The following is a 24,059-nucleotide window of genomic DNA, read 5'->3' as shown; positions in this document are numbered from 1 at the left end:
CGTTAGCGCAGACGGGGTAGTGCTGCATGCCTGTCGTTATCTGCGCCCAATGAGCAGTGTATGTTTGTAAAACGGCTTCTCCTGAAGATCGCCTCAGCCATCGCTCTGGTGGCGCTCCTCGTGATGCGGCCTCCTCGTGATGCGGCCTCCTTGAGATCGAGCATGAACTTGGCCACGATCGGTCAAGGAGCAAGGCCTCGTCAGGTTTTGGTCAGCGGCTCTGAGGGAAATGGTCGAGGAACATGGTCGGTGGGGCAGATGAAGATATTACTTGTGGAAGACAATGGCTCCCTCCGGGAGCTCGTTGAAGAGCATTTGAGCCGCAACGGCTTCGTCGTCGATACAGTGTCCAGCGGGGAGGATGCGCTTGATGCAGTCCGAAGGTCGGACTACGACGGGATGATCCTCGATCTTGGGCTGCCGTCCGTTGATGGCATGAAGGTTCTCCAGCGGGTGAGACTGGACCGGGATCGTGCCCTCCCCGTGGTGATCATGACCGCGCGCGACGAACTCAGCGACCGCCTAGCCGGCTTGAACAGCGGAGCTGACGACTACGTCGTGAAGCCGTTCGACATGCTCGAATTGGAAGCGCGCCTGCGGGCCGTCCTGCGCCGACCTGGCTCCCGGCCGATGGAAGTGTTTGAGATCGGCAATGTCGTGATCGACGTAGCCCGGAACGATGTGATCATCGCCGGCGAGATCATCGACCTGTCGCGGCGAGAGCTGACGCTCATTCAGGAGCTTGCCCGTATCTATCCCGGTGTAGTAGCCAAGGATAGCCTTGAAGACAAACTTTACTCCTTCGACGAGTACGTCACCGCGAATGCTGCGGAGGCGGTTGTCTCGCGGCTGAGGAAGAAACTGGTATCGAGCAATGCGGATATACGCATCGCGACCGTCAGGGGAATCGGCTATCGACTTATGAAAGGTGCCGAACGTGAAATGGACTAGGAGCCTGCAGGGTCGCCTGACGGCGGCAATGCTCTTGGTGTTTCTGCTCGGCGCTGCCGACGTCGGCATCTATCTGTTCGATCTGGACGACGACTTCCGAGCTCACATCCTTGACAAGCAGGTTGACACCATCCTTGCCGGGCAGCCGGTCGCCAAAGCGCAGGATCTGCGTCTGCTGCCGACAAGGTTCTCCGAGGCCGACTGGCGATACGCCCTATATGCCGAAGATGGTCGGCTCCTTGGCTCAATGCCTGTTGATGGTTCTCCGGTCCGGTTCCTGCGTGCAGGTGATGAACGCATTGATAGTAGATCTGCCGAACTCGCCCGTGAAATCAGTCCCGGCAACATCCTGGTGATCGCCAAGGATGACATCTTGGAGCGGGGGGAAGTTGGAGAGCTCGTGAGCCGAAACCTTGCAGGCAGTTTCCTGCTCATGCTGATCCTTGGCGCAGTTTCGCTGACTGCTATGTACATGCTAGCGAGATGGACTTTGCGATCAGTAGGTCATGCTGCCGCACTCGCCGAGACGATCGGCGTCGAAAATACGGAACGGCGCATCCCCCTCGAAGGGCTGCCGCTCGAAGTTACCCCGCTTGCCCTTGCCGCCAACACTGCCCTTGATAGACTCGCCACTGCATACTCTATAGAGCGCCGCGTCACCGCAGATGCCGCGCACGAGCTCCGCACACCGCTGGCAATCCTGACCCTGCGTCTGCAGCAGGCCAAGATGAGTGAAAAGGTCAATTGGGAATCCATCGAGCGGGAGATGCGCCAGATGAAGCGGCTTATCGACCAGTTGATGACGCTCACACGGGCGGAGGCTCCGCAGGGTTACACTAATGCCAGACACCCCGTATCGGTGTCACGTGTCGTACGGCTGGCTGCCGCCGACATGATGCTCCTGTTTGAAGCCGCCGGACGCAAACTTGAAGTCGACACCGACGCCGAACGATACACGCAGGGCGACGAAGCCCAGTTGCGGCAGGCGGTGCATAGCCTCCTTGAAAACGCCTTGATCCACGGCGCTGGAACCGTCAGCGTGAGATTGCGCGCACCTTCCCCCGAAATTATGACGGTCGATATCATGGATGAAGGAAAAAGTCCTGAACGGCAGGAGGCGCAGGATTGGTTCAAGCGGTTTCGAAAAGGCCGTCAGGGCGGCCCCGGCGCAGGTCTTGGCCTATCCATCGTCGCCCAGATCGCAAGAAACATGGGAGGAAGCGTCGCCATTCTGGACACCCCGAGTTTTACCATTCGGATGTGCTTGCCACCCGACGGAGTCGCCCTTCCCCCGAAATCTGTACGATAGGAGCGGATTGGTCGATCTGTGTACCTTCCCACTCGTCGGGCATCAGAACAGCTCGATGCCTCTCATGGCAAGCCAACTCGGAAGAAACATCATCGGCCCAAAAAACTGCCGACATAACGTTGGCGACCTGAACCGCACCCATGCCCATCATGCCAGAGACGAATTGGAATCGTGCATCTGAATGCAAAGGAAACGGCCGATGAAGACGGAGGCGGTGAAGAGCGCCCTCGCTTTGGCAGTTCGTGTCCGATGCCGCTTGGGCCACGCGCTGCATAGGCTCTTGCGCCCGGAACGCTTCCCGATGATTTAGGAAACGAAGTCGGTGATGATCTGAATGAACGCTTCCCAGCCTGCCCCGTTTTAATCTTCTGGAGCCAGACCAAGCGGCTCGCGCTAACCGAAACCTGGCCGCTGAGGTCGCTTGGCTACTCTTCATTGCGCGGCTGGATTTCGCTGCTTCCTGTCCCTCGGTTTCCATCAGGTGCTCGTCAGAGACCGTAAGTTAATCTGAACTTAGGCAGCCCTCGTCCGGCCGCACACACGAATTTCAATAGCAGGTAATGAAATGTTCATCAGCCCTTCCGATCCCGTGCAGCCGTTCAAGCAGCGAAAGCGAATTGTCGCGCTCTGGGTCCTCGCCATCCTGTTCCTAACTTACATTGCGGCAGGCGATACAATCATCCGTGAAAAAACCCTTTGGCGCGAGTCCTGCGAACAGGTCGGCATCGCGCTCGTGTTTGCCGGCATTCTCGGACGCCTCTGGAGTATCCTCTACGTTGGCGGACGAAAGAATTCAGAGTTGGTGACTGCCGGTCCCTATTCGATATCGAGAAACCCGCTCTACTTCTCCTCGATGTTGGCAATCACCGGAGGCAGTCTCATCACTGGCTCCCTGATCGTGACCGTCATTTTCCCGGCATTGGCCTACATCGTCTTTCGTTGCACCGCAGAGCGCGAAGCGCGGTATCTCCGAAGCGCGTTCGGGGCCGCCTACGATACCTACGCGTCCAGGACGCCTCTGATGCTGCCGAACCTCTCTCTGTTCGAACCGGGTTTGGAGACAATGTCGTTTAAGCCACGCTTGGTGATGTCGACGGCGCGGGATGCTATTTTCCTCTTCTCATTCATCCCGCTGATGGAAGCCATCGAATACTTGCGGTCCAACGAGATCATCGCTCCGCTTTTCAGGATACTATGACGGCAGTCGGAACCCTGATGTCACCACCATAGGCGATCGTCAGGGTCAAACCTGTACCGTTGTGCGATTCTTCGCGGAGGAGTCGGTAATGGTCCGGGCCGTGTCGGTCTGCGTGATAGCGACGGCCCTCCTCATAATCTTAGACACACCTTAGCAAAATAGCGGCTGGTCTGAAAAAGTGAGTCGACGTTTTCCAAGACGGTCCGTGGCAGCCTCGCAACAACGTGAACATCGGCCTGGGGCATCTCAACACGGATGTGCTGGAGCTTTGTTGACCCTCATGTTGCTAGAGGTCCTATGAAAACGCTCCAAGCCGTGGCCGCTCTCTCGGCTGATTCATGCACATGGAGCGAATGCCGGATTGCAGCACACCAAATTGATAAAGCTATCGCTTGGGACCGCCGAGCCGATCTCGGCTGATGGCAGGCGAGCACTCGATCGCAGGGAGATTTCCCTCAGGTGGCTCACGGGTACATTCCTTGTCGGGCTGACCTCCTGTGCGCTGATGGGCTACGCGCTCCTCGCGGCATTCGAGGGCAGGCAACAGCTAGGGATCCCTGCCGAAGCGCTTGTGACCGGCCGGAAGGTCCCGCACCAGATATCCGAACGCGGCGAACGTATCGTGCAAAGCAAGATCGCTTTGCGCCCCGTCGATCGCACGATCATCAGGGCTCCCATTGTTGTCCGGGAGGGAAACACCGACCTCGTTCGACCTGAATCCTTTTCGCTGGTTCGAATGCCCCTGGGATCCAATTTCAAGGTTCAGGAGGCGTACCCGCCCTTTGATCCGCTTGAAATTTTCGCAAATGAAGGCGCGAATGTGCTGCCCGAAACCGGCATGAGCGCCATCTATTCCTCAGACCTCGTGTCCGAGATCAGTCTCCGGACGACTCCGTTTCCCAAAACCGATGCCGAGTTCTCAGTCGTTGACGAAATGAGTGTCGAAGAGATCGAGCAGGAAATCAGGTCCAATGGGGCACTGCTTTCGTCATTGGCTTCCAACCGCGACAACAGGTACCGTGTCGATCCGCTACGCTTCGCCGACGCTTCCGAGATCAGTACGGACATCACCGGGGGGCTGTTCGCCAAGGTGCTTGAAGAGAACGTCACCACCACGATCGCCGAGAACGACAAATCCGCCTTCTCCGAATTCGAAGACGACGTGATCACGTCAAATCGGAGACAACGGATATCATCGACCATAGAGGCGAGGGGATACGATACGGCGGCCGCAGCAGATGTCGAGAAAGCCTTAAGCGCCAACACGGGCGATGACGAACTGAACGAGGGACAGGCCCTTCGGATAGGAATTCTGCGGTCCGGCGACACGGCACGGATCGTTCGCTTCAGCCTTTATCAGAATGCGCGACATGTTCTGACCCTTGCTGTGAACGACAGACAGCGTCTCGTATCGGGCGTAGAGCCACCAATGAACGAAGACATTTTCGCGGCGCTGAATGAACAGGCTCCGCCCACTTTGCCGACCGGGGAGCAGCCTACCGTCTATGACGGGATCTATCGTGCAGCGCTCTCATACGGCATGACGAAAACGATGATTGCCCAGGTGATGCGACTCGTGGCTGCCAATGTCGACCTGCAAGCAAAGGCGAAACCGACCGACAGGCTTGAGGCGTTCTTCTCCGCGGCCGATCAGGAAGGAAAAGCAACCGCTGCTTCAGAATTGCTCTACTTGCGCACCCGGTTCGGTGACGTATCCAAGTCGATCTATCGCTTCCAGGATCCGGCGACAAGGCTGGTCGAATATTACGACAGCGAAGGCAAGGGCGTGAGACCTCTCCTGCTACGCAGGCCCGTACCAAACGCTCGCCTCACATCAAATTTCGGCAACCGTGTGGACCCGATACTCGGATACATGCGAAGACATAGCGGCACGGATCTCGCCGCACCGCAGGGCACACCAATCATGGCCGCCGGTGACGGAGTCATCGAGAGTGCAGGCTGGTCTTCTTCCTACGGTAACCATACCGTGATCAGGCACAGCAATGGCTACGCCACCTCCTACTCTCACCAGAGCGCGATCGCAAAGGGCATCGAGGCAGGTACAGAGATCAGGCAGGGGCAGATCATCGGCTTCGTAGGATCCACCGGACGCTCTACCGGCTCGCATCTGCATTACGAAATGACCGTGAACGGCACCAGGGTCGATTCGATGCGAACGAAGCTTCCGCAGGTTGGCAATCTTGCAGGAGATGCCTTCGCGCAGTTCGTGAGCGGTAAGAAACGTATTGAGCAATTGCTCAATGCCGAAGGTGAGCCATCCCCAGCCCCTGTCACCAAACTCCGATAGTACATGCGGCTGGGCATTCCCTGATTTCTGCGAACCGTTCAACTATCGATTCGATGTCTACCCGCGTCGAGTCGAAACCGATGCCGTAGGTAGGATGGCAGGCATCTGCCGGGCCTTGGATGAAGCGGCAGCGAGGTATTGCTTGGTCCACATCCAATGTGTGTCCCGGCGCTTTACCGATGGCACGCTAAGGTAGTCAATTCCATGACGTACGATTGTACGGACCAATGTAAACCGCTCCTGACCGCTCCCTCAAGACAGAGCGAGAACACCGAGAAATGCGCGCAATCCAACCCTGCATAGGTATATCGATGGGTTGGCATGAGCTCTACTTGGACACGTGTGGCGACACCCTGGCTCACGGGAGCTATCACATGGATGAAGTGGTCCGGCCTTATCATAGGTCCTGGTGGCCGGAATGATCGTCTTCCGATTCCTGCTGGGGCTTCTGGACGACGAACTCGACTTCGACAGATCCTGCCCTCTCGAACCGGAGCGTCGCCTTGAACTTCTCGCCTTCGGCAGGCCGCATTGTGGGATTGATCAGCATGATATGCGTACCGCCGGGTTGAAGCTTGAGTGTACCTCCTGGAACAATATCGAGTCCCTGCTTCGCAGGCCGCATTCTTGCTATGCCATCCACCAGGGAGGACTCATGGATCTCGAGCCGCTCGGCAATGTCGGTCGTGCCGCCAATAAGACGGTCAGCCTCCTGTCCTGTGTTGACGATCGTCACGTAACCACCGAGCACGGGGGCGACCGCAGGCGCGAGCGCTGACCATGGATGTTTCAGTTCGAGGCTTGCTGCTTTGAAGTCATGCGCAAAACCAGGTCCTGCCATCAGATAAGCGAGAAACATGGCGGTCGCGCCGAGTGCCGAAGGCAACCTGTTGTTCATTGTGGTCTCCCTTCATGGCGACGCCGTCTGCTCGGTACCGTACTGGAAAAGCTCCATAGGACTCCAGACGGCCAGCACTCCCACTAGACTGAATACCACCGAAGTCGCGACCATCAGCAGCATCCCTCCGAAGATAACCTTTCTCATCATGTTCTGACTCTCAGCCTACCGGGCGCAAAAGGCGCAAGGCATTGATCGTGACAAGCACGGTTGCGCCCGTGTCCGCCAGGATCGCGGGCCAGAGGCCGGTGATCCCCATAACGGTGGTGACGAGAAATACGGCCTTGAGGCCGAGCGCGATGGTGATGTTCTGGAAAATGTTGCGCATCGTGCGCTTCGAGAGATCGACCATGAGGGCGACATCCCCGACCCTGCCATGAAGGATTGCGGAATCGGCGGTTTCCAGCGCCACATCCGTGCCTCCCCCCATAGCGACACCGATGTCTGCCGCGGCAAGTGCCGGGGCATCGTTGATGCCGTCGCCGATCTTGCCGACGACATAGCCTTCCCGCTTGAGTTCGCCGACAATGCGCTGCTTGTCCTCAGGCATCAGTTCGGCACGGACCTCGATGCCGAGCTGAGCGCCGATGGCCGATGCCGTGCGAGCGTTGTCGCCCGTCAGCATGACGGTCTTGATCCCGGCATCGGTCAGGGCCTTGAGGCCTTCGATCGCGTCCGGCCGGGGTTCGTCGCGCATGGCGATGGCGCCTGCCAGGACATCGCCGATCACCAGAACGGAGACCGTCTTGCCCTCGTCGTTGAGGGCGGTGATCTGCCGCGAATGCGCCGAAGGGATCGTCACGCGCTCGGCGGCGGCCTTCGGTGAGCCGAGGAATACTTCCACGCCGTCGATGACCGCGGTAACGCCTTTGCCGCCGAGCGCCTTGGCGTCGGTCGAAGCCGGAGCGTCAAGCCCGTCCTCCTGTGCCTTGGCAAGGATCGCGACCGCCAGCGGATGGCTGGATCCGGTCTCGAGTGCTGCGGCATAGCGAAGTACGTCGGGACCGCTGCGGCCGAAGGGGACGACGTCGGTCACCTTGGGCTTGCCTTCGGTCAGCGTTCCGGTCTTGTCGAACGCGACGGCGGTCAACCTGCCGACGCCTTCGAGAACCGCCCCGCCCTTCATGAGAAGGCCACGCCTTGCGCCCGCCGACAATGAAGCGGCGATGGCGGCCGGCGTCGAGATGACGAGGGCGCAAGGGCAACCGATCAGCAGGATCGCAAGCCCCTTGTAGACCCACTCGCCCCAGTCGCCGCCTGCGAACAGCGGGGGGATGATGGCGACCAATGCAGCGACAACGACCACCCCGGGCGTGTAGTACCGCGAGAACCGGTCAATGAACCGCTCCGTCGGAGCCTTCGATTCCTGGGCTTCCTCGACGAGGCGCACGACGCGGGCGATGGTGTTGTCCTCGGCAGCCGCGGTAACACGGACACGGAGCGCGGCGTCGCCGTTCACTGTTCCCGCGAACACGTTGTCATCGACCCCCTTGCGGACCGGCACGCTTTCACCCGTCACCGGAGCCTCGTCGACAGAGCTTTCTCCCGACAGGATCACGCCGTCGGCGGAAATCCGGTCTCCGGGGCGAACAAGGATGATCGAACCGACTGCCAGCGTTTCGGCCGGAACCTCGCGGGTCTTGCCGCCTTCTTCCAGCAGTGCCGTCTTGGGCACCAGGTTGGTCAGTGACTTGATACTGTCACGCGCCTTGCCAGCCGCGACGCCTTCGAGCAGTTCGCCGACGAGGAACAGGAAAACGACGGCGGCAGCCTCTTCGGTGGCGTTGATGATCAGCGCGCCAACCGCGGCGATCGTCATCAGCATCTCGATCGAGAACGGCGTTCCTGCCTTCGCAGCCATAAGGGCGCGACGGGCGATGGGCATCAGACCCACCAGCATGGCGACCATGAAAGCATATGTCTCGATGGTCGGGAAAAGATTGCCAATAGCATAGGCGACAACCAGAGATCCGCCCGCGAATATCGTCAGGCGGCCCTTGCGGCTGCGCCACCATGGCCCTTCGCTCGGCCCATGATCGTGACCGTGAAGGCTGTCCATCTCCTTGTCTGCCAGCGCTGGGCCGTGCGCATGACCGGCGTGGTCGTGCGATTCCGAATGGGTGGAGGGCGAACGCTTTGCCACGGGCTTGATCGCTGCAACCGAGTATCCGAGGCCGGCCACCTGCTTTTCGATAGCTTCGAGATCGGCGGACGCATGCTTGACCGTCATCGTCCCCGAGGTCACCGAAACGCTGACGTCTTCAACGCCTGAAACGCGACGAACGGCCGTATCGATCTTGCTCGCGCAGGAGGCGCAATCCATCCCGCCGACCCTGAAACGAGCCTGCTGAACGCCTCCCGATTGGCTCGATATGGCAGCGATGTCACCATCGACCGCTTCGGTTACAGGTTCGTGATCATGGGCATGATGATGATCGTGATCGCCATGTTCATGAGGTCGGCTGTCGGCGTGCTGATGAGCGTTACCGGCGTGATCGTGATGGTCGTGGTCGTGCGTGCAGTCTGGACCATGCTCATGCACAGGTGCCGGTTCTGCAGCTTTCACGGCTCGCACCGGAATCACCTTTGCGGGATAGCCGAGGGCCGACAGTTTCCTCCCGATCGCATCGGGTTCGGCCTCGCTACCGTGCGTAACCTTCATCGTTCCAGCGGTGACCGATACCGATACGTCCGTCACGCCCGGCATGCGCCTTACGGCGGTGTCGATCTTGCTCGCGCAGGAGGCACAATCCATTCCATCGACACGAAATCTGGTCTGCATCGGTTCAGTCATCGTAGCAAATCCTCATCTATCTAAGAGGAAATTTACGACCTCTAGCTGCTAGAGATGCAAGAGGAAAATCACTATCTCCCGGCGGCCCAATGAGGGTTGTATAAACATTAACGCTCTTGAAGACTCTGCGTCTGCGTCCTTAATGGTTTCCGATTTTAATAGCCGGGTTGTCGAACATTTCGATGTAGTCGAACACGTCTCGGCGAGCTTCATCACGGGAACGGTGGACTTTGCGACGTATCCGCTCTCGCTTCAGAAGGTTGAAGAAGCTCTCGGCCACCGCATTGATGCTCCTACCATCTGTCAAGGTCGAGAAAACGGGAACCGGACGGCGTCCAGAGACAGCGATATATCGTCCCTGATGATGTATCGTTTTACGCATCGAACGATTTCCAGCCTCGTTCTGCCTTCGGCAGTTCGGCGAGCCGCGTATGTTTTCGTTCTGTCGTTATCACGCATTCGAACGACCGCAACACGTTAAATGGCGGCATTAGCCTCGCGATTACCGCCTCGATTGAGCCGCATTCGGTTGGTCTTGCAACTGGATACCGGAATTGGGTATACGCCGCACATTTTTATCAAGGCAGCTTTCGATTTGATGCGCTCGGGATAGTCACCGATTAGGATCAACATCTCGGCGACGGCCATCGTTGATATGCCGCGACTTCATCAATGCAGGTGCTTAGTCGGTAACCATGCGGTCGAGCTCACACTCGACAGGCAAGGCCGCGATAACGCGCCTTTACGGCGCAGTTCGCTTTATGATCGGGTTGGTTCCGGCACCGCCCTTCGGGAACGTCGCGTCGAACTCTGCCTGCGCGGCGTTGATCTGCGCACGGTTCTGGATCGCCCATTCGGCAAGGGCGCGCACCGGCCCGGTCAGGGTCCGGCCGAGGGGCGTCAGGTCATATTCGACTGTGGGCGGCACGGTGTCGAACACCGTCCTGCCGACTAGCCCGTCACGCATGAGCAGGCGCAGCGTGCGCGTCAGCATGCGTTGCGAGATACCGTCCACGCTACGGCGCAGGTCGCCGAACCGGCGCGGGCCTACCGCCAGAGCGCCGATCACGAGCAGGCTCCATTTGTCGCCGATGCGATTGAGGATTTCGCGGATGTCGCCGCATTCGCCGCCGTGCTGGAGTGAGGAATGGCTGGGCATGAACTCGCTTTCTTCAGGCATTGCAGGACGATTTCATCGGTATTCTATCGTAACCAGCATCCAATTGGGAACTGAAAGCGCAATTACCTCCCAACAACGGTATGCAAGGAGGAACAGGAACATGAAGAATATAACGGTCTTCGGCGCCACGGGCATGCTGGGCAAGCCCGTCACACAGGAACTGGTTCGCGCCGGCTACAACGTCACGACTCTTGTGCTAGACCCGGATGATGCAGCCGCAATGCTGCCCTCGGATGTGCGACTGGTGAAGGGTGACTTGCAGAATATCGACGCCATCCAGGCTGCGACGGCTGGCGCCGATGGCGTCTATATCAGCGTGTCGAACAAGAACATGGGATCGAAATTCAACGCTGAACGGCAGGGAGTCGGGATTATCCTGACGGTCGCGAAGGAGATGAACGTCGGCCAGGTCGTGTTCCTCTTCTCCTTCCTCGCCAGAAACTATCAGGGCGACTGGTGGGTCTATCGCGACAACAAGGGGTCGTTTGCGGGAGGGGCGGAATCCTACGCTAAGGCTTTGGCCACCTATATTCGCCGGTGAGATTGATGTGCTCCCATCCCAGCGGCGAGACATGGGCCAGGAGATCGGGCGATAGCAGCTTTCCATCGCGTTTCTGACTGGCAACGACGTCGCCCAGCTTCACCGTGTTCCAGAAGATGATGATGGCGGCGAGCAGGTTCATACCGGCGATCCGGTAATGCTGGCCTTCGGCGGAGCGGTCGCGGATTTCGCCGCGCCGGTGGAAGCTGATGGCACGTTTCAGCGCGTGATGGGCTTCACCCTTGTTGAGTCCTATCTGCGCGCGGCGTTGCAGATCGGCATCCAGAATCCAGTCGATCATGAACAGCGTCCGCTCGACGCGGCCGACTTCCCGGAGAGCTGTGGCCAGTTCGTTTTGCTGCGGATAGGAGGCGAGCTTTCGCAGAATCTGGCTGGGCGCGATGCTTCCGGCCGCAATGGTGGCGGCGATGCGCAGGATATCAGGCCAGTTGCGCTCGATCATGGCCTGATTGATTTTTCCGCCGATCATGGCCCGTAAGTGGGCCGGGCGGCCGATGGATTGAACGCATAGAGTCGCTTGGACGGCAGGTCGCGGATTGCGGCGCGAACCGGTAGCCGAGAATGGCGCACGCGGCAAAGACGTGATCTGTGAAGCCGCCCGTATCGGCGAACTGCTCGCGGATATGGCGGCCGACATCGTTCATGAGTAGGCCGTCGAGGATATAGGGAGCTTCGCTCGCGGTCGCGGGAATCACCTGGGTCGCGAACGGCGCGTATTGGTCCGAGACGTGGCTATAGGCTTTCAGGCCCGGGGTATTGCCGTATTTCGCGTTGACCAGGTTCATGGCCTCACCTTGCTCTGTGGCGGCGAAGAATTGGCCGTCGCTCGAAGCCGAGGTGCCCATGCCTCAGAGCTGGGCCATGGGTAGCGCCGCCTGCGCCTCGACCACTATGGCCAGCTCCCGATCGTAGGCTTCGCCTTCGACATGCCATCTGGCAATGCGGATCAATTCCCAGAAGGTGTGCGTGTTCGTCGCATCGGCCATCTTGCGCAGGCCGAGGTTGACCCCTTCGGCAAGGATGACGTTCATCAGCCCGATCCGGTCGGCGCAGGGCGCTCCGGTGCGCAGATTGTCAATGCCGCGTGAATTTTCCCCAGAAGTGCCGAAGTAAAATTCCCCATTTATGCCGATGTGGACGCCAAGGAGAATTGCGGATTTTTCGGCGGCCGACCGCGTGGCTTTTGTGGCGGCGCGAATGCGGGCGGAGCTATGAGGGCTTTGGAGCGGACATGCTCCGGCATGAGTTCGGCATGCTGGCGTAGCCGATAGCTGGAACCTTCGATCTGCACAACGACGGCATGGTGAAGCAGTCTGTCGAGCAGCGCCGTTGCGACGACCGGATCGCCGAATACATCGCCCCATTCAGCGAAGCCGCGGTTTGACGTCAGGATCATGGCGCCGCGTTCATAGCGGGCATTGACGAGCTGGAAGAACAGATTGCCGCCGCCCTGGACGACAGGGAGGTATCCGATCTCGTCGACGATCAGCAGACTCGGCCTGCAGAAGAAGCGAATGCGCTCCTGAAGCCTGCCTTCGCGTTCGGAACGAGCCAGCGAACCGATGAGGTCGGCAAGTGTTGTGAAGTAGACGCTCTTACCAGCCTTGACGGCTTCGACGCCGAGTGCGGTGGCGAGATGACTTTTACCTGTTCCAGGTGGGCCGAGGAAATGGACAGCCTCGTGACGGCCGACGAAGCCGAGCTGCGCCAGGGTAAAGATGCGATCGCGGTCGAGCGAAGGCTGGAAGGTAAAGTCGAAGCCAGCGAGTGTCTTGATCGTCGCGAGTCTGCCCATTCGCAGCGCCGTCTTGATCCGGCTGTTCTCGCGCAGCGTCAGTTCCTCGGAAAGGAGGATATCGATCGCTTCGAGGGCAGACAGCTCGCCGTGTTCGAGGCGTCGGACAACGTGGTCGAGCGCTTCCAGTGCGCGCGGCATCTTCAGGCCGACGAGATCATGCCGAATACGGTCGATCATGGACGGGATGGCATCGAGGGCCGCGCTCACGGGCGGTTCTCCTTTGCCAGGACCTTGCCGACGGCATCATAGAAGGCGAGCGACCGCTGCAGCACGGTGTCGCCGGCGGGTTTGACGACAATGGCTTCGCTTTGTGTTCGTGGCCAGTGTTGCGGTGTGAGTGCTCGTCGGTGGTCAGGATGAACCCGGCGTTGTTTACGGCCCTCGAGGACCGGATGAGCGGCGATCAGGGTGCCGTTCTCGAAGATGCGGACCTCGTCGGCAAGCGAATGGACCTCCACCGCCCGACTGCGGGTCGCATCCGGAACGCTGTAGGTATTGCCACCGACGCTGACCATGCCCTCTCGCGATACGCGGCGCTCCAGCTTGAGAACGGATTTGAAGGGTGCCAGGGGTAGCGGCCGCAGATACCGCCGCTCCTCGGCGAAGGCCTCGTTGACGACCCGCTGCGTCGTCGCGTGCTTCCTTGGATTGGCAACGGTGTCGAGCCAGTGCCGGAGCTGGGTGTTCATGTCGTCGAGATTGCGAAACGAACGGGCGAGGAAGAAGTCTTCGCGAATATACCGAAACGGCCGCTCGACCTTGCCCTTTGTCTTGGCTCGGTAGGCTTTGCATGCCTTGGGATGGAACCCATAGTGGCGGGCCAGATCGATGAGAGCACGGTTGTAGATGATGCCCTCTGTCTGACCTTCGCCGATGACGGCGGTCTTCATCCGATCGTAAAGCACCTCCCGCGGCGCACCACCAATCGCCTCGAATGCGGCGATGTGGCAACGCAGGACGCTCGGCAGGTTCTGATGCATGACGAAACGCGCCCAGATGAAGCGGCTGTGACCCAACACCATCGAGAATAACCAGACGATCCTTGGCGTCATCGGCTCGTCGGTGAAGACGACATGGAACTGGGCGAAATCGACCTGAGCTTGTTCGCCAGGCGGTGTCTCGAAACGGACTTCGAAACCCTGGCTAGCCGGAGGCCGTACATCGCGGAGAAAATCCGTGACCGCAGTGTAGCCGCCGGCATAACCTCGGTCCCGGAGTTCTCGGAGCAACCGACTGCCAGTGAGGCCGGGATAGGTCTTCACCCGCTCCCGCAGGTATGAAGCGAATGGATCGATAACCGTTGCCCGTGGCTTTCTGGGACCGTAGGCCGGAGCCTCGAGGCCCCGCTCGATATATTTGCGCACCGTCTTGCGATCGATACCAGTTTCTCTGGAAATGGCTGACACTGTCAGGCCCTGCTGATGCAGATCCAGGATCATGATCGTCTCCCTCAGCTTGATCACCAATGTCCCCCCTTCCGACCATCGGAAGGAGTATTGGCGATGACGAGCCGCCGGTCTTCCGGGGCGCGCCCCGGAAGACCGGCAACCGCAGCACCTGGGGAAGATTCAAACGGCACTATTGGGGAGTATTGCTCCGGTAATGACACGCAGATGCGTGAACGCTTCGGTGAAGCCGGTCGCTGCATCTACCTCCAGCAGGAGGTTGGTGATCCGCGTGGGCGGAATCTGCTGGTAGAGGTCGAGCACCAGGTTCCCGGCGCCTTCAGGCGCGGTAGCTTCTAGCTTCTCGATATGCAGAACGCCGTTTTTGATCGACCCGCCGGGTATCGTACCCATGCGCGCTGCACGCCCCAGCTCGCGCAGCCGGCTATCGAGCCGGCCTTGCCGATCCGCCAGCCATTCCTCCGGCCGCAGTGGCACATCGAGACGACCGCCTTCAGCGACAGCTTGCGCCGGAACGAGCGCATGCTTCAGGTCGCCATAGCGCCGGGATCTGGCCAGCCAGATATCTCCGGATCGGAACGCATCGCGCAGATGGAACAGCACCGCGATCCCCCATAGGCGGGCGTCACCAGCCGCCTGGGCCCGAAGATGGCGATGCCATTTCGAGCTCGGCTGCAGGAAGCCGGTCTGCGCGGCATCGTTCAAACCGGTGCGCAAGGCCATCACCGCTTCGAGAAGCGGGAGCGCGACGGGCGCAGCCCGCAGATCGAGCAGGCGCAACATGCGCGGAGCGTATCGGCGGAAGCGATGATAGCCGTCGAGCACATGATTGAGAGGATCGTCCGCCATGGTGGCGGTGAGTCTGGTTGCCATTGCAACAAGGGTTTTGAAGCCGCCCCACCCTGACCCGCTCGCGATGACGTTATCCAGCGGCTGGCCATCATCCTGTGCATCGACCAGTGCACCGCCGATTTCGGCGACGTACAATGCACAGAATAACGCCTCGGAAACGATGGTTTCCGAGGCGCCGATGGGTATAGGCTTTGTGGTATCGGAACTTGTGCGTTCGCTATCGTCTCAATTCGCGAAGTCGGGCTCGCTCCTCATCAACTGCCGCCGCACGCTTTCGAGATGGAGGCGCGCACTTTCGGGATCGCCTTCCCGCATTTCGAGATAGGCCTTCTGCGCGATGTCATGCGGGATCGGCTTGAGCGGACGACCGGTGGCCATCGCCTTGACCTGCACCTCGGCGGCGCGCTCGAGATAGTATAAGTCATCGAAGGCCTCGGCGATCGTCGGGCCGAGCACCATGACGCCGTGGTTCTTCATGAAGACGATGTCGGCATCGCCGATCGTGTTGGCGATGCGTTCACCCTCTGCATTGTCCAGCGCCAGCCCGTTGTAATTCTCGTCGACGGCCGTGCGCCCGTAGAATTTCAGCGACGTCTGCCCGGCCCAGATGAAGGGCTCGCCTTCCAGCATGGAAAGCGCCGTCGCATTCGGCATATGCGTATGGAATGCGGCCGTCGCGCGCGGCAGGGCCTTGTGAAGCTGTGCGTGGATGAAGAAGGCCGTCGCTTCCGGCTTGCCCTCGCCTGCCACGACATTACCGTCGTAGTCGCAGATCAGCAGCTGCGAAGCGGTGATTTCCGCAAATGCCCAACCATAAGGATTGACAAGGAACAGGTCGCTATGGCCGGGAACGACGGCAGAAAAATGGTTGCAGATCCCCTCCTGCAAGCCGAGCTTGGCCGCCATGCGGAACGAAGCGGCCAGATCAAGTCGCGCTTCTCGAATTTCTTCGCTGTCCAGCGCGCTGTTGCGCAGAAGGGCCGGCGTCACGCCGGAAGTTTTCAGTTCATGGGCCATGATGCGCCTCCGTTAAAGTGATAATGAAACTCGGGTTGAAGTTAAGTCGAACCCGCTTGCGATCTGATTGACGCCAGCCAGAGACAAATCACCAGGCACAGGGCGAGGAGAGCCGTTATTCCCGGCCAACGGGCATAGTCCCACACGAGGCCGCCGAACCAGCTTATGATCGCGCCACCCATGTAATAGCTGAAGAGATAGAGCGACGAGGCCTGAGCCCTCGCCTGCGTTGCCTCCCGGCCAACCCAGCCACTTGCCACCGCGTGCGAGGCGAAAAAGCCGATCGTAAAGACCACTAGCCCGCCAAGCACGAGCGGCAGCCAGTCGAAGAGCATCGCCAGAGCGCCCGCAACTGTGACACCGAGCGATATCAAAAGTACCTTGCGGCGTCCGAAGCGATCGGCCATCGCGCCAGCCATCGGCGAGCTGACGATGCCAGCGATGTAAATGCTGAAGAGAAGACTGACGATGGTTTGGCTGAGAGTAAAGGGCTCGGCCAGCAGGCGATAGCCAAGGTTATTGTAGACCGTGATCAGCCCGCCCATCAGTAGGAAGCCTGTGACGTAGAGACGTCGCTGCGCAGGGTTACGTAGATGGGCGGCGTAATTCGATAGGATCCGCACGGGATCCACGCCTTGCCGAACGAAGTGACGTGACGCCGGTAGAAGCACCGTGAAGGCCGCGGCCGTGATCATTCCGGCTATGCCGATAGACAGGACCGCGACATGCCAGTCGCTATAGTCGAGCACGATACCGGTCATGACCCGGCCGATCATGCCGCCGATGGCCGCGCCGCTGACATACAGCCCGATCGCATAACCTGCCTGCTTTGGATCAATTTCCTCGCTGAGATAGGCCATGGCAACTGCCGGCACGCCGCTCATCGCTACGCCCTGCAGCGCACGATAGATCAGAAACGTCGACCAGTTGGTCTCATAGGCCGACGCCAAGATCAGCAAACCGGAGAGAAATAGCGAGACAACCATCACCGACTTGCGACCGACCACCTCGGAAAAGGCGCTCGTCACCGGCATGCAGATCGCAAGCACCGCAATATTGACGGACAGCGACAAGGCTGCATCCGCAGCCGTGATGCCATATGCCTGCGAGAAGACCGGCATCAGGGGCTGGACACAGTTCATCAGGGCAAATGTCGAGAATCCCGCCGCGACCATGGAGATGGCAACGCGGCGAAACTCCCAGGTTCCGCGGCTGATGAACGGGTTACTGTGCGAGCGGTATTCCAAGCGACCGTCCGATCTCAATGCGTGGACGGCAGCAAGGCCTCGGTCAGGGCCGCAACCTTCAGCAGAAGACGTTCCTGGTACCAGCCTGACATGATCTGCAGACCGACCGGAAGTCCGTCCGCTGTCCTGCCGCAGGGCATCGATATAGCCGGATGGCCGGTCAGGTTGAGCGGGAAGGTGAAGGGATACCAGGCGCCACGTACCGTTCCAGCCGGTCGGCCATCGATCTCGATCTCGCCGTGGGTATCGACGGTGATCGGCAGGGGCGGCGCCGTCAGGACCGGCGAAACGATGACATCGTAAGTCGACAACGCATCCTGCAGCTTTCTGAAGAAAGCAGTTCTGGCAAAACTCGCATCCGCAACCTCGATCGCGCTGCGCCGCCGCCCCTGCTCGATCCGGTCGATCAGGGTCTCGTCCATGACGTCTCGGAATTTTTCCAGATGGAGGCCAACGCGTGCGGCAAGGCCGACGCTTAGAACCGTCATGAAGGCTGGTTCCATCGCCTTGAAATCGATGTCGATCTCTTCCACCACGGCGCCGGCATCCGCCATCGCATCAACGGCGGAACGGGTAATCGATGCGACCTGCCCTTCCACATGCGCGCCGCCGGTCGGCAGCCAACCAACCTTTAGGCCCTTCAACGACGAAACGCTCTTCTGCATCGGCATCTCCGCCTGGCCGTAGGGATCGCGGCTATCGAAGCCGGCGATCGCCTCGAACAGAAGCGCAGTGTCGGCGACGTTACGTGCCATCGGGCCGACATAGGAGTTGGCGCCGAACATGTCGGGGAGCTGCAGGTGCGGGATTGTCCCAAGCGTCGCCTTGAGGCCAACAATGCCGCAGCACGCGGCAGGGATGCGGATCGAACCACCACCGTCGGTGCCAAGAGCAAGCGGCCCCATTTTGGCTGCAACGGCGACAGCAGCGCCGCTGCTGGATGCACCCGGCGTCACGTCCGGATGCGTGGGATGCAGGGTGCGGCCACTGACCGGTGAGGTGGCCGATGGCTTGTGGCCGAACTCAGGGGTCGTGGTCTTCCCGATCAAGATGGCGCCGGCCTTCTTGCTGCGGGCAATCGACACCGCATCGTCTTTCGGAACGAAATCGGCAAAGATCTTCGAACCGTTGGTGGTGCGCACACCGGCGGTGTTGATCATGTCCTTGGCCGAATAGGGAACGCCGTGCAGCGGGCCGAGTTCGGCGCCGGACATGACCATGTCCTCTGCGATCTTTGCCTGCGCTAGCGCTTGCTCGCCCGTCACCGTGACGAAGGCGTTCAGCGCGCTGCCGGCCTCGATGCGATCGAGGGCAGCCTGGACGGCTTCGACAGGCGAGACAGTCTTGTTGTGAATGGCCGAGGCCAGCTCGACGGCGGACAGATCATGAATTGCAGACATCGGCTACTCCTGAGGGATCGCTCAATTAAAGGAAGCTGTGACCGCCATTGAGGGCGATCGTCTGGCCGGTTAGAAAACGAGCTTCGTCGCTCGCGATATAGGCGACGAGACCGGCAACCTCATCCGGCTCGGCGACGAACCCGACCGGAGTGGCATCGAGCAGAGCGTTCAGCGTTTCCGCCGGGATCTTGTCATGGGCGCGCGTCTTGATAGCACCGGGGCAGACGGCATTGACCGTGACGCCATGCGGCGCCATTTCGCGCGCCAGTGCTCGGGTAAACCCAACAACCCCCATCTTGGCGGCCGCATAATCCGCGAGCCGCAGATCGCCAGCGAGCGCCGCGTTGCTGGACATGTTGATGATACGGCCCTTGCCGCGCGCCTGCATCTTCGGCGCCATGATGCGGCTGCTGCGCATCGTCGTCATCACGTTGATCTCCATGACGAAACGCCAGACGTCTTCGGTGGAATCAACGAACAGGCTGGCGCGCTCGCGGCCGCCCTGCCCGACATTGTTAAAGAGAATGTCGATCTCGCCCAGCTCGCGCTCGACCTGATCGAAGAATGCCTGAAGGCAGGCCGTGTCGGTGCAGTCGCCGGCGACCGACAGGAGGCCTTCCATGTCGTCGGCGCCCTCAACACGATCGAGATCCAGCACCGCAACACGGGCACCTTCGGCGATGAGGCGCTTGGCAGTGGCCAAGCCGATCCCGTGGGCGCCGCCGGTGACGACGGCAACCTTGTCCTTGAAACGCATCATAGTTCAGTGTCCTTTAGTGAAAGGTTCGTCCACCATCGACGGCAAGCGCCACGCCGGTGATGTAGCTGGCGGCCGGAGAGGCGAGAAAAACAATCGCTTCGGCCAGTTCGGCCGGATCGGCGATACGCTTCAGGGCGTAGCGGGTCTTGATCTGCTCAAGCCGTGCGGCCGGGTCCGGCGCATTCTCGTAGCTGGTGCGAAAAAGCGGCGTATCGACAGCGCCGGGGCATATGGCATTGACGCGAATGCCGTACGGCGCCCATTCCATGGCGAGCGTCTTGCTCATCATCACCAAGCCAGCCTTGGCGGTGCAATAGGCGGTGCGGTCGGCAAGCGGCATCAGACCGGCACCGGAAGACAGGTTCACGATGGCACCGACAGGGGACTGCTTGAGATATGGCAGCGCCGACTGACAAGTGCGCATCGGGCCGGTCAGATTGACGGCGAGGATGCGGGCCCATTCGGTGTCGGACATTGTCTCGACAGGCTTCAGCAGGTCGATGCCGGCGCAGTTGATCAGCCCATCCAAACCACCAAGTGCCGCGACGGCACTGGCAAATGCCGCGTCAAAGCCCGCGTGATCGAGGAGATCGCCTTTGAGTGATGCGACAACGCCCTCGGACGAGACGCCAGCCGCTTCGTTGCGATCAATGATCGCAACCTTGGCACCGCGTGAGGTAAGCAGTTGTGCAGTGGCGAGCCCGATCCCGGCCGCGCCGCCGACGACGATGAACCGCAGGCCTGAAACGTCAGTCGTCATGCCACCTTCTCCGATTGGAGCAGCACGCGCATGTCGTCACTGATGGCATCGCAGCGGTCGATCCAAAGGCCGGAATGGCCGGTGACATATTCGAGGAACTTGGTCAGCAGCTTGGCGCCCGAGGGCTGGCCGATGAATTCCGGATGGCAGGCGAGCACCATCATCCGGTCCTCTGCATAGAGTGTATCGAATTCCCAGGACCAGATGTCGAGCACGTCCTTCGGATTGGTGATCGTGCGGCCCGGCAGGATTTTCGAGAACTGGAAGAAGGGCGAATCCGTCAGGATGTAGCGGAATGGCAATTCGACGATATTCGTCTCCTTGCCGCGGATCTTCAGCATGTAGGGCGCATCATTATCGAAGAAGTTCGAGGAATAGTCGAACTTGTACTGAAGCATCAGGTCCATCGTGTAGTCGGTCACCTCGGCGGCCGGCGAACGCCAGCCGCGCGGCGCCTTGCCGGTGGCCTTCAGGATTGCCTGGTAGCCCTTTTCCATCTCCTCAAGCTCTTCCTCGGGCGACAGGTTGACGATCCAGCGATGGGTATGGCTGTGATGGGCGATCTCGTGACCGTCCTTCAGCAATGCATCAATCACTTCCTGATGGGCCTCGACCACCTGGCCGGGCACGAAGAAGGTCGATTTCACGCCGAATTTCCGCAGCACGTCCATCACCCGCCAGACGCCGACCTTCCAGCCATAGGCGCCCTGCGACATCAGGATCGGACGTTTCGTAGCTTCCGGATCGCGAGCCGTCCACATCGTCTCGCAATCGAGATCGAAGGTTAGCATCAGGGGGAAGCCCTTGCTCGTATACGCCATTGAAGTCTCCTTGAATTCGGTCGGTCGCAATAGGTCTTTAGAAAAACCGGGTGAAGTTGACCCAGCGCTGGGCCAGCATGAGGATGAGTGCGGTGCCGACGATCATCAGCGTGGAGGCTGCCGCGATCGAGGGATCGACGCCCTGCTCGACGGCCGCGAAGATCTTGACCGGCAACGTCGTCTGACGCGGCGAGATCAGGAAGATCGTCACCGGCACGTTGTCGAGCGAGGTGACGAAGGAGAAGATGCCGCCGGCGACGAGGCCGGGCTTGAGGATCGGCAGCGTTACGAGGCGGAAGGCCGTGAAGCCGCTGGAGCCGAGAACGCGGGCCGCTTCCTCGATCTGCGGGTTGAGGCCTGAAAGGCTCGCCAGTGCCGAACGCACCACATAGGGCAGCGTGATGATCGCATGGGCCAGGACCAGCACGGTAAAGGAGCCACGGAAGCCGATCATGCTGACATATTGCAGCAGCGCCACGCCGATGACGACGGCCGGAAAGACCAGCGGCGCCATCAGCAGCGAGATGATCGCATCGCGACCTGGCACCATCCGGTGATGCAGCGCATAGCTTGCGGCGACGCCGAGTACGAGCGACACGACGGTGGCGAGCGATGCCAGCAGAAGGCTGGTGCCGATAGCCCGCAGGTAACCTGCGTCGTTGAGGACGGCAGCGAACCAGTCGAGCGTCCAGCCTTGCGGCGGGATCGTCAACAGCGCCGTGCTGTTGAAAGACGCAAGCGCGATGACCAGCGTCGGGGCGTTGAGAAAGAGCAGGACGAGAACGGCGAATGCAGTCAGCAGCACCGAGGGATTTCTTGCCATCATGCCGGGAATCCTTTCGTCCAGTTGGCGGCAACCCGATTGGCGCCCCAGATGAGGAACAGCGCGATGAAGGTCAGCACGAAGGCGAGCGCTGCTCCGGCCGGCCAGTTGAGATTGGTCATGAACTCGTCATAGATCTGCGTCGCCATCACCGCGTAGGTCGGCCCGCCCAGCATGCGCGGGGTGACCAGCGCGCTGATGGCCAGGACGAAGACCAGGATCGAGCCGGTGATGATGCCGGGCAGCGCCAGCGGAATGGTGATCGAGAAGAACACTTGCGGGCGGCTGGCAAGCAGGGTCTGTGCCGCGGCCTCGACATCGGCCGGAATGTTCTGCAGAGCCGGCACGAGCAGCAGCACCATGAAGGGCAGGTAAATCTGCGTCAGGCCGATGATCACGCCGGTCAAATTGTACATAAGATCGAGCGGCTCGGTGACGAGGCCGAGCTGTATCAGGCTGTCATTGACCAGCCCGCGCGGCGCCAGCAGGATCATCCAGCCATAGGAGCGCACGACGATGTTGAGCAGCAGCGGAAAGATGACCAGCAGCAATGTCGCCGTCTGCATTTTCGGGCTCGAACGCACGATGAACAATGCCAGCGGGAAGCCGATCAGCAGGCAGGTGACGGTGACGACCGCGCCGAGCGCCAGCGTGCGCCCGATGATTTCCAGATAATAGCCATCGGTCAGGACGACCGCATAATTGGCGAGTGTCCACTCGGTGCCCAGCCCCTGCATCGACGTATAGGACCGCAGGCTCATCACGAACATCAGGATCGTCGGCACGACGAAACCGACGAGAAGCAATGCGAGCGGCGGCGAGATCAGGACCACGCCGGATTTGTTCTTGGCAAACAGAGTCATTCGGCAGCCCCTTCATGGGGAGAAACGAAAACCTTTGCCGGATCGACCGCCAGCTTGACTTCGTCGCCGACCTCAAGGCCCGCAAGAGGTCCCGTTGATGGCACCTTGGCCAGCAATTCCGCATCGCCGCCGACATTGACCAGATACTGGATCGAAGCACCGGAAAAGATCTTGAGCACGATGCGGCCTGCAACCGCGTGACCGGCTGTCGCCGTGTCCGACGGATTGAGAACGACATCTTCCTGGCGGATGACTACGCTCACGGGCTTGCCCGCGAGGAAGCTGACTTTGTCGGCCTTCAGCTCGGCGCCCTCGGCAAGCGCCACGGATCCGGCCTTGCCCTCGATGCGTGCCACGGTTCCGCTCAGCTTGTTCGGGCTGCCGATGAAGCCGGCGACGAAGCCGTTGGCCGGCGAGAAGTAGATCTCTTCTGGCGTGCCATATTGCTGGATGTCGCCAGACGCGAGCAAGCAGATGCGGTCGGAGAGCGACATCGCCTCATGTTGGTCATGAGTGACGAACAGGCTCGTCATATTGAGTTCGCGCTGCAAACGCTTGAGTTCGATCTGCATTTCGTCGCGCAGCATGGCATCAAGGTTCGACAGCGGTTCGTCAAACAATAGAATGCCCGGTCGCGGCGCGATTGATCTCGCAAGTGCGACGCGCTGCTGCTGGCCACCCGAGAGCTGGCGCGGATAGCGATCCGCATGCTTGTCCAAGCGCACGCGTGCCAAAGCATCGTTGACCCGTGTCGAAAGTTCGGATCCGCGAACGTTCTGGCGGCGAAGGCCGAAAGCAACGTTTTCGAAAACCGTCATGTGCGGAAACAGCGCATAGGACTGGAAGACCAGGCCGATATTGCGCTTATTGGTCGGCAGCCGCGTCACGTCGCGGCCGCCTATGGAGATTTCCCCGGATGTCGGCTCAAGTAGGCCGGCCACCATTCTCAGGATTGTCGTCTTGCCACAACCCGAGGGGCCGAGCAGCGAAACGAACTCGCCTTCCTTTACGTCGAGCGAAATGTCGTTGACGATGGGCGTCTGATTGTAACGCTTGACAAGGGCGCGGAGAGAAAGACCTGACACGATGGGGCCGTCCTTGCTTGAATTCGA

20 protein-coding genes and 3 pseudogenes are annotated in these 24,059 nt (G+C 60.2%); 5 read left to right on the top strand and 18 right to left on the bottom strand.

What is annotated here, in order from left to right; all coding sequences use genetic code 11:
* Window positions 1–60 precede the first annotated feature (60 nt).
* From FG152_RS17770 to FG152_RS17755, 4 genes are all read left to right on the top strand, one after another.
* Window positions 61–951, top strand: a complete 891-nt coding sequence (locus FG152_RS17770) for a response regulator transcription factor (RefSeq protein ID WP_498987595.1) — start codon at window positions 61–63, stop codon at window positions 949–951.
* Window positions 938–2,260 (top strand): sensor histidine kinase, encoded by a 1,323-nt coding sequence (locus tag FG152_RS17765; protein WP_498987592.1) that lies wholly within the window; start codon window positions 938–940, stop codon window positions 2,258–2,260. Before FG152_RS17770 ends, FG152_RS17765 begins: the two co-directional genes overlap by 14 nt.
* 565 nt (window positions 2,261–2,825) lie before the next feature.
* Window positions 2,826–3,458, top strand: a complete 633-nt coding sequence (locus FG152_RS17760; RefSeq protein WP_498987589.1) for a methyltransferase family protein — start codon at window positions 2,826–2,828, stop codon at window positions 3,456–3,458.
* A gap of 361 nt (window positions 3,459–3,819) precedes the next feature.
* The gene (locus FG152_RS17755) at window positions 3,820–5,766 is read left to right on the top strand and encodes a M23 family metallopeptidase (protein WP_498987586.1); all 1,947 of its coding nucleotides are present in this window, start codon (window positions 3,820–3,822) and stop codon (window positions 5,764–5,766) included.
* 397 nt (window positions 5,767–6,163) lie between these two features.
* Here FG152_RS17755 and FG152_RS17750 read toward each other — a convergent pair whose 3' ends face one another.
* The 5 genes and pseudogenes from FG152_RS17750 to FG152_RS17730 form a co-directional block, all read right to left on the bottom strand.
* A complete protein-coding gene (locus FG152_RS17750) occupies window positions 6,164–6,664 on the bottom strand; it encodes a copper chaperone PCu(A)C (protein WP_498987584.1) in 501 nt (166 codons plus the stop codon).
* Window positions 6,665–6,824: 160 nt separating this feature from the next.
* Complete coding sequence (locus tag FG152_RS17745) at window positions 6,825–9,458, bottom strand: heavy metal translocating P-type ATPase (RefSeq protein WP_498987581.1); 2,634 nt, start codon at window positions 9,456–9,458, stop codon at window positions 6,825–6,827.
* A 139-nt stretch (window positions 9,459–9,597) separates the two neighbouring features.
* Window positions 9,598–9,744, bottom strand: a pseudogene (locus FG152_RS17740) (IS3 family transposase); the annotation flags it as partial.
* 191 nt (window positions 9,745–9,935) lie between these two features.
* The gene (locus FG152_RS17735) at window positions 9,936–10,106 is read right to left on the bottom strand and encodes a transposase (protein ID WP_498987578.1); all 171 of its coding nucleotides are present in this window, start codon (window positions 10,104–10,106) and stop codon (window positions 9,936–9,938) included.
* Between the two features lie 94 nt (window positions 10,107–10,200).
* Complete coding sequence (locus FG152_RS17730) at window positions 10,201–10,638, bottom strand: winged helix-turn-helix transcriptional regulator (RefSeq protein ID WP_498987575.1); 438 nt, start codon at window positions 10,636–10,638, stop codon at window positions 10,201–10,203.
* 100 nt (window positions 10,639–10,738) lie between these two features.
* Here FG152_RS17730 and FG152_RS17725 point away from each other — a divergent pair, with 100 nt between their 5' ends.
* On the top strand, window positions 10,739–11,179 hold the full coding sequence (locus FG152_RS17725) for an SDR family oxidoreductase (protein WP_498987572.1): 441 nt from the start codon (window positions 10,739–10,741) through the stop codon (window positions 11,177–11,179).
* On the opposite strand, the pseudogene FG152_RS17720 reads toward FG152_RS17725, so the two are convergent.
* The 13 genes and pseudogenes from FG152_RS17720 to FG152_RS17660 form a co-directional block, all read right to left on the bottom strand.
* Window positions 11,148–12,273: pseudogene (locus tag FG152_RS17720) on the bottom strand (Tn3 family transposase); the annotation flags it as partial. The gene FG152_RS17725 and the pseudogene FG152_RS17720 overlap by 32 nt on opposite strands.
* 50 nt (window positions 12,274–12,323) lie before the next feature.
* Complete coding sequence (gene istB, locus FG152_RS17715) at window positions 12,324–13,205, bottom strand: IS21-like element ISRel3 family helper ATPase IstB (protein WP_498987570.1); 882 nt, start codon at window positions 13,203–13,205, stop codon at window positions 12,324–12,326.
* A complete protein-coding gene (gene istA, locus FG152_RS17710; RefSeq protein ID WP_498987867.1) occupies window positions 13,202–14,461 on the bottom strand; it encodes an IS21 family transposase in 1,260 nt (419 codons plus the stop codon). Before istA ends, istB begins: the two co-directional genes overlap by 4 nt.
* A gap of 129 nt (window positions 14,462–14,590) precedes the next feature.
* Window positions 14,591–15,382: pseudogene (locus FG152_RS17705) on the bottom strand (Tn3 family transposase); the annotation flags it as partial.
* Between the two features lie 99 nt (window positions 15,383–15,481).
* Window positions 15,482–16,273, bottom strand: a complete 792-nt coding sequence (locus tag FG152_RS17700; RefSeq protein ID WP_498987567.1) for an aldolase — start codon at window positions 16,271–16,273, stop codon at window positions 15,482–15,484.
* A 41-nt stretch (window positions 16,274–16,314) separates the two neighbouring features.
* Window positions 16,315–17,448, bottom strand: coding sequence for an MFS transporter (locus FG152_RS17695; protein ID WP_498987864.1), 1,134 nt, complete (start codon window positions 17,446–17,448; stop codon window positions 16,315–16,317).
* A gap of 86 nt (window positions 17,449–17,534) precedes the next feature.
* Window positions 17,535–18,920: an amidase gene (locus tag FG152_RS17690; RefSeq protein ID WP_498987564.1), complete on the bottom strand. Its 1,386-nt coding sequence runs from the start codon at window positions 18,918–18,920 to the stop codon at window positions 17,535–17,537.
* A gap of 25 nt (window positions 18,921–18,945) precedes the next feature.
* Window positions 18,946–19,680 (bottom strand): SDR family NAD(P)-dependent oxidoreductase, encoded by a 735-nt coding sequence (locus tag FG152_RS17685; protein ID WP_498987562.1) that lies wholly within the window; start codon window positions 19,678–19,680, stop codon window positions 18,946–18,948.
* A gap of 13 nt (window positions 19,681–19,693) precedes the next feature.
* The gene (locus FG152_RS17680; protein WP_498987559.1) at window positions 19,694–20,440 is read right to left on the bottom strand and encodes an SDR family NAD(P)-dependent oxidoreductase; all 747 of its coding nucleotides are present in this window, start codon (window positions 20,438–20,440) and stop codon (window positions 19,694–19,696) included.
* Window positions 20,437–21,261: a polysaccharide deacetylase family protein gene (locus FG152_RS17675; RefSeq protein ID WP_498987557.1), complete on the bottom strand. Its 825-nt coding sequence runs from the start codon at window positions 21,259–21,261 to the stop codon at window positions 20,437–20,439. The genes FG152_RS17680 and FG152_RS17675 overlap by 4 nt, the downstream gene beginning before the upstream one ends.
* A gap of 37 nt (window positions 21,262–21,298) precedes the next feature.
* Window positions 21,299–22,087 carry an ABC transporter permease gene (locus FG152_RS17670; protein WP_498987554.1) on the bottom strand — a complete coding sequence of 263 codons (789 nt, stop codon included), beginning with the start codon at window positions 22,085–22,087 and terminating at the stop codon, window positions 21,299–21,301.
* Window positions 22,084–22,947 carry an ABC transporter permease gene (locus tag FG152_RS17665; protein ID WP_498987551.1) on the bottom strand — a complete coding sequence of 288 codons (864 nt, stop codon included), beginning with the start codon at window positions 22,945–22,947 and terminating at the stop codon, window positions 22,084–22,086. Before FG152_RS17665 ends, FG152_RS17670 begins: the two co-directional genes overlap by 4 nt.
* The gene (locus tag FG152_RS17660) at window positions 22,944–24,032 is read right to left on the bottom strand and encodes an ABC transporter ATP-binding protein (protein ID WP_498987548.1); all 1,089 of its coding nucleotides are present in this window, start codon (window positions 24,030–24,032) and stop codon (window positions 22,944–22,946) included. Before FG152_RS17660 ends, FG152_RS17665 begins: the two co-directional genes overlap by 4 nt.
* Window positions 24,033–24,059: the final 27 nt, after the last annotated feature.

Source organism: Ochrobactrum sp. XJ1 (genome assembly GCF_024701725.1).
Classification (GTDB): Bacteria; Pseudomonadota; Alphaproteobacteria; order Rhizobiales; family Rhizobiaceae; genus Brucella; species Brucella anthropi.
This window is presented reverse-complemented; position numbering and strand designations above follow the sequence as displayed.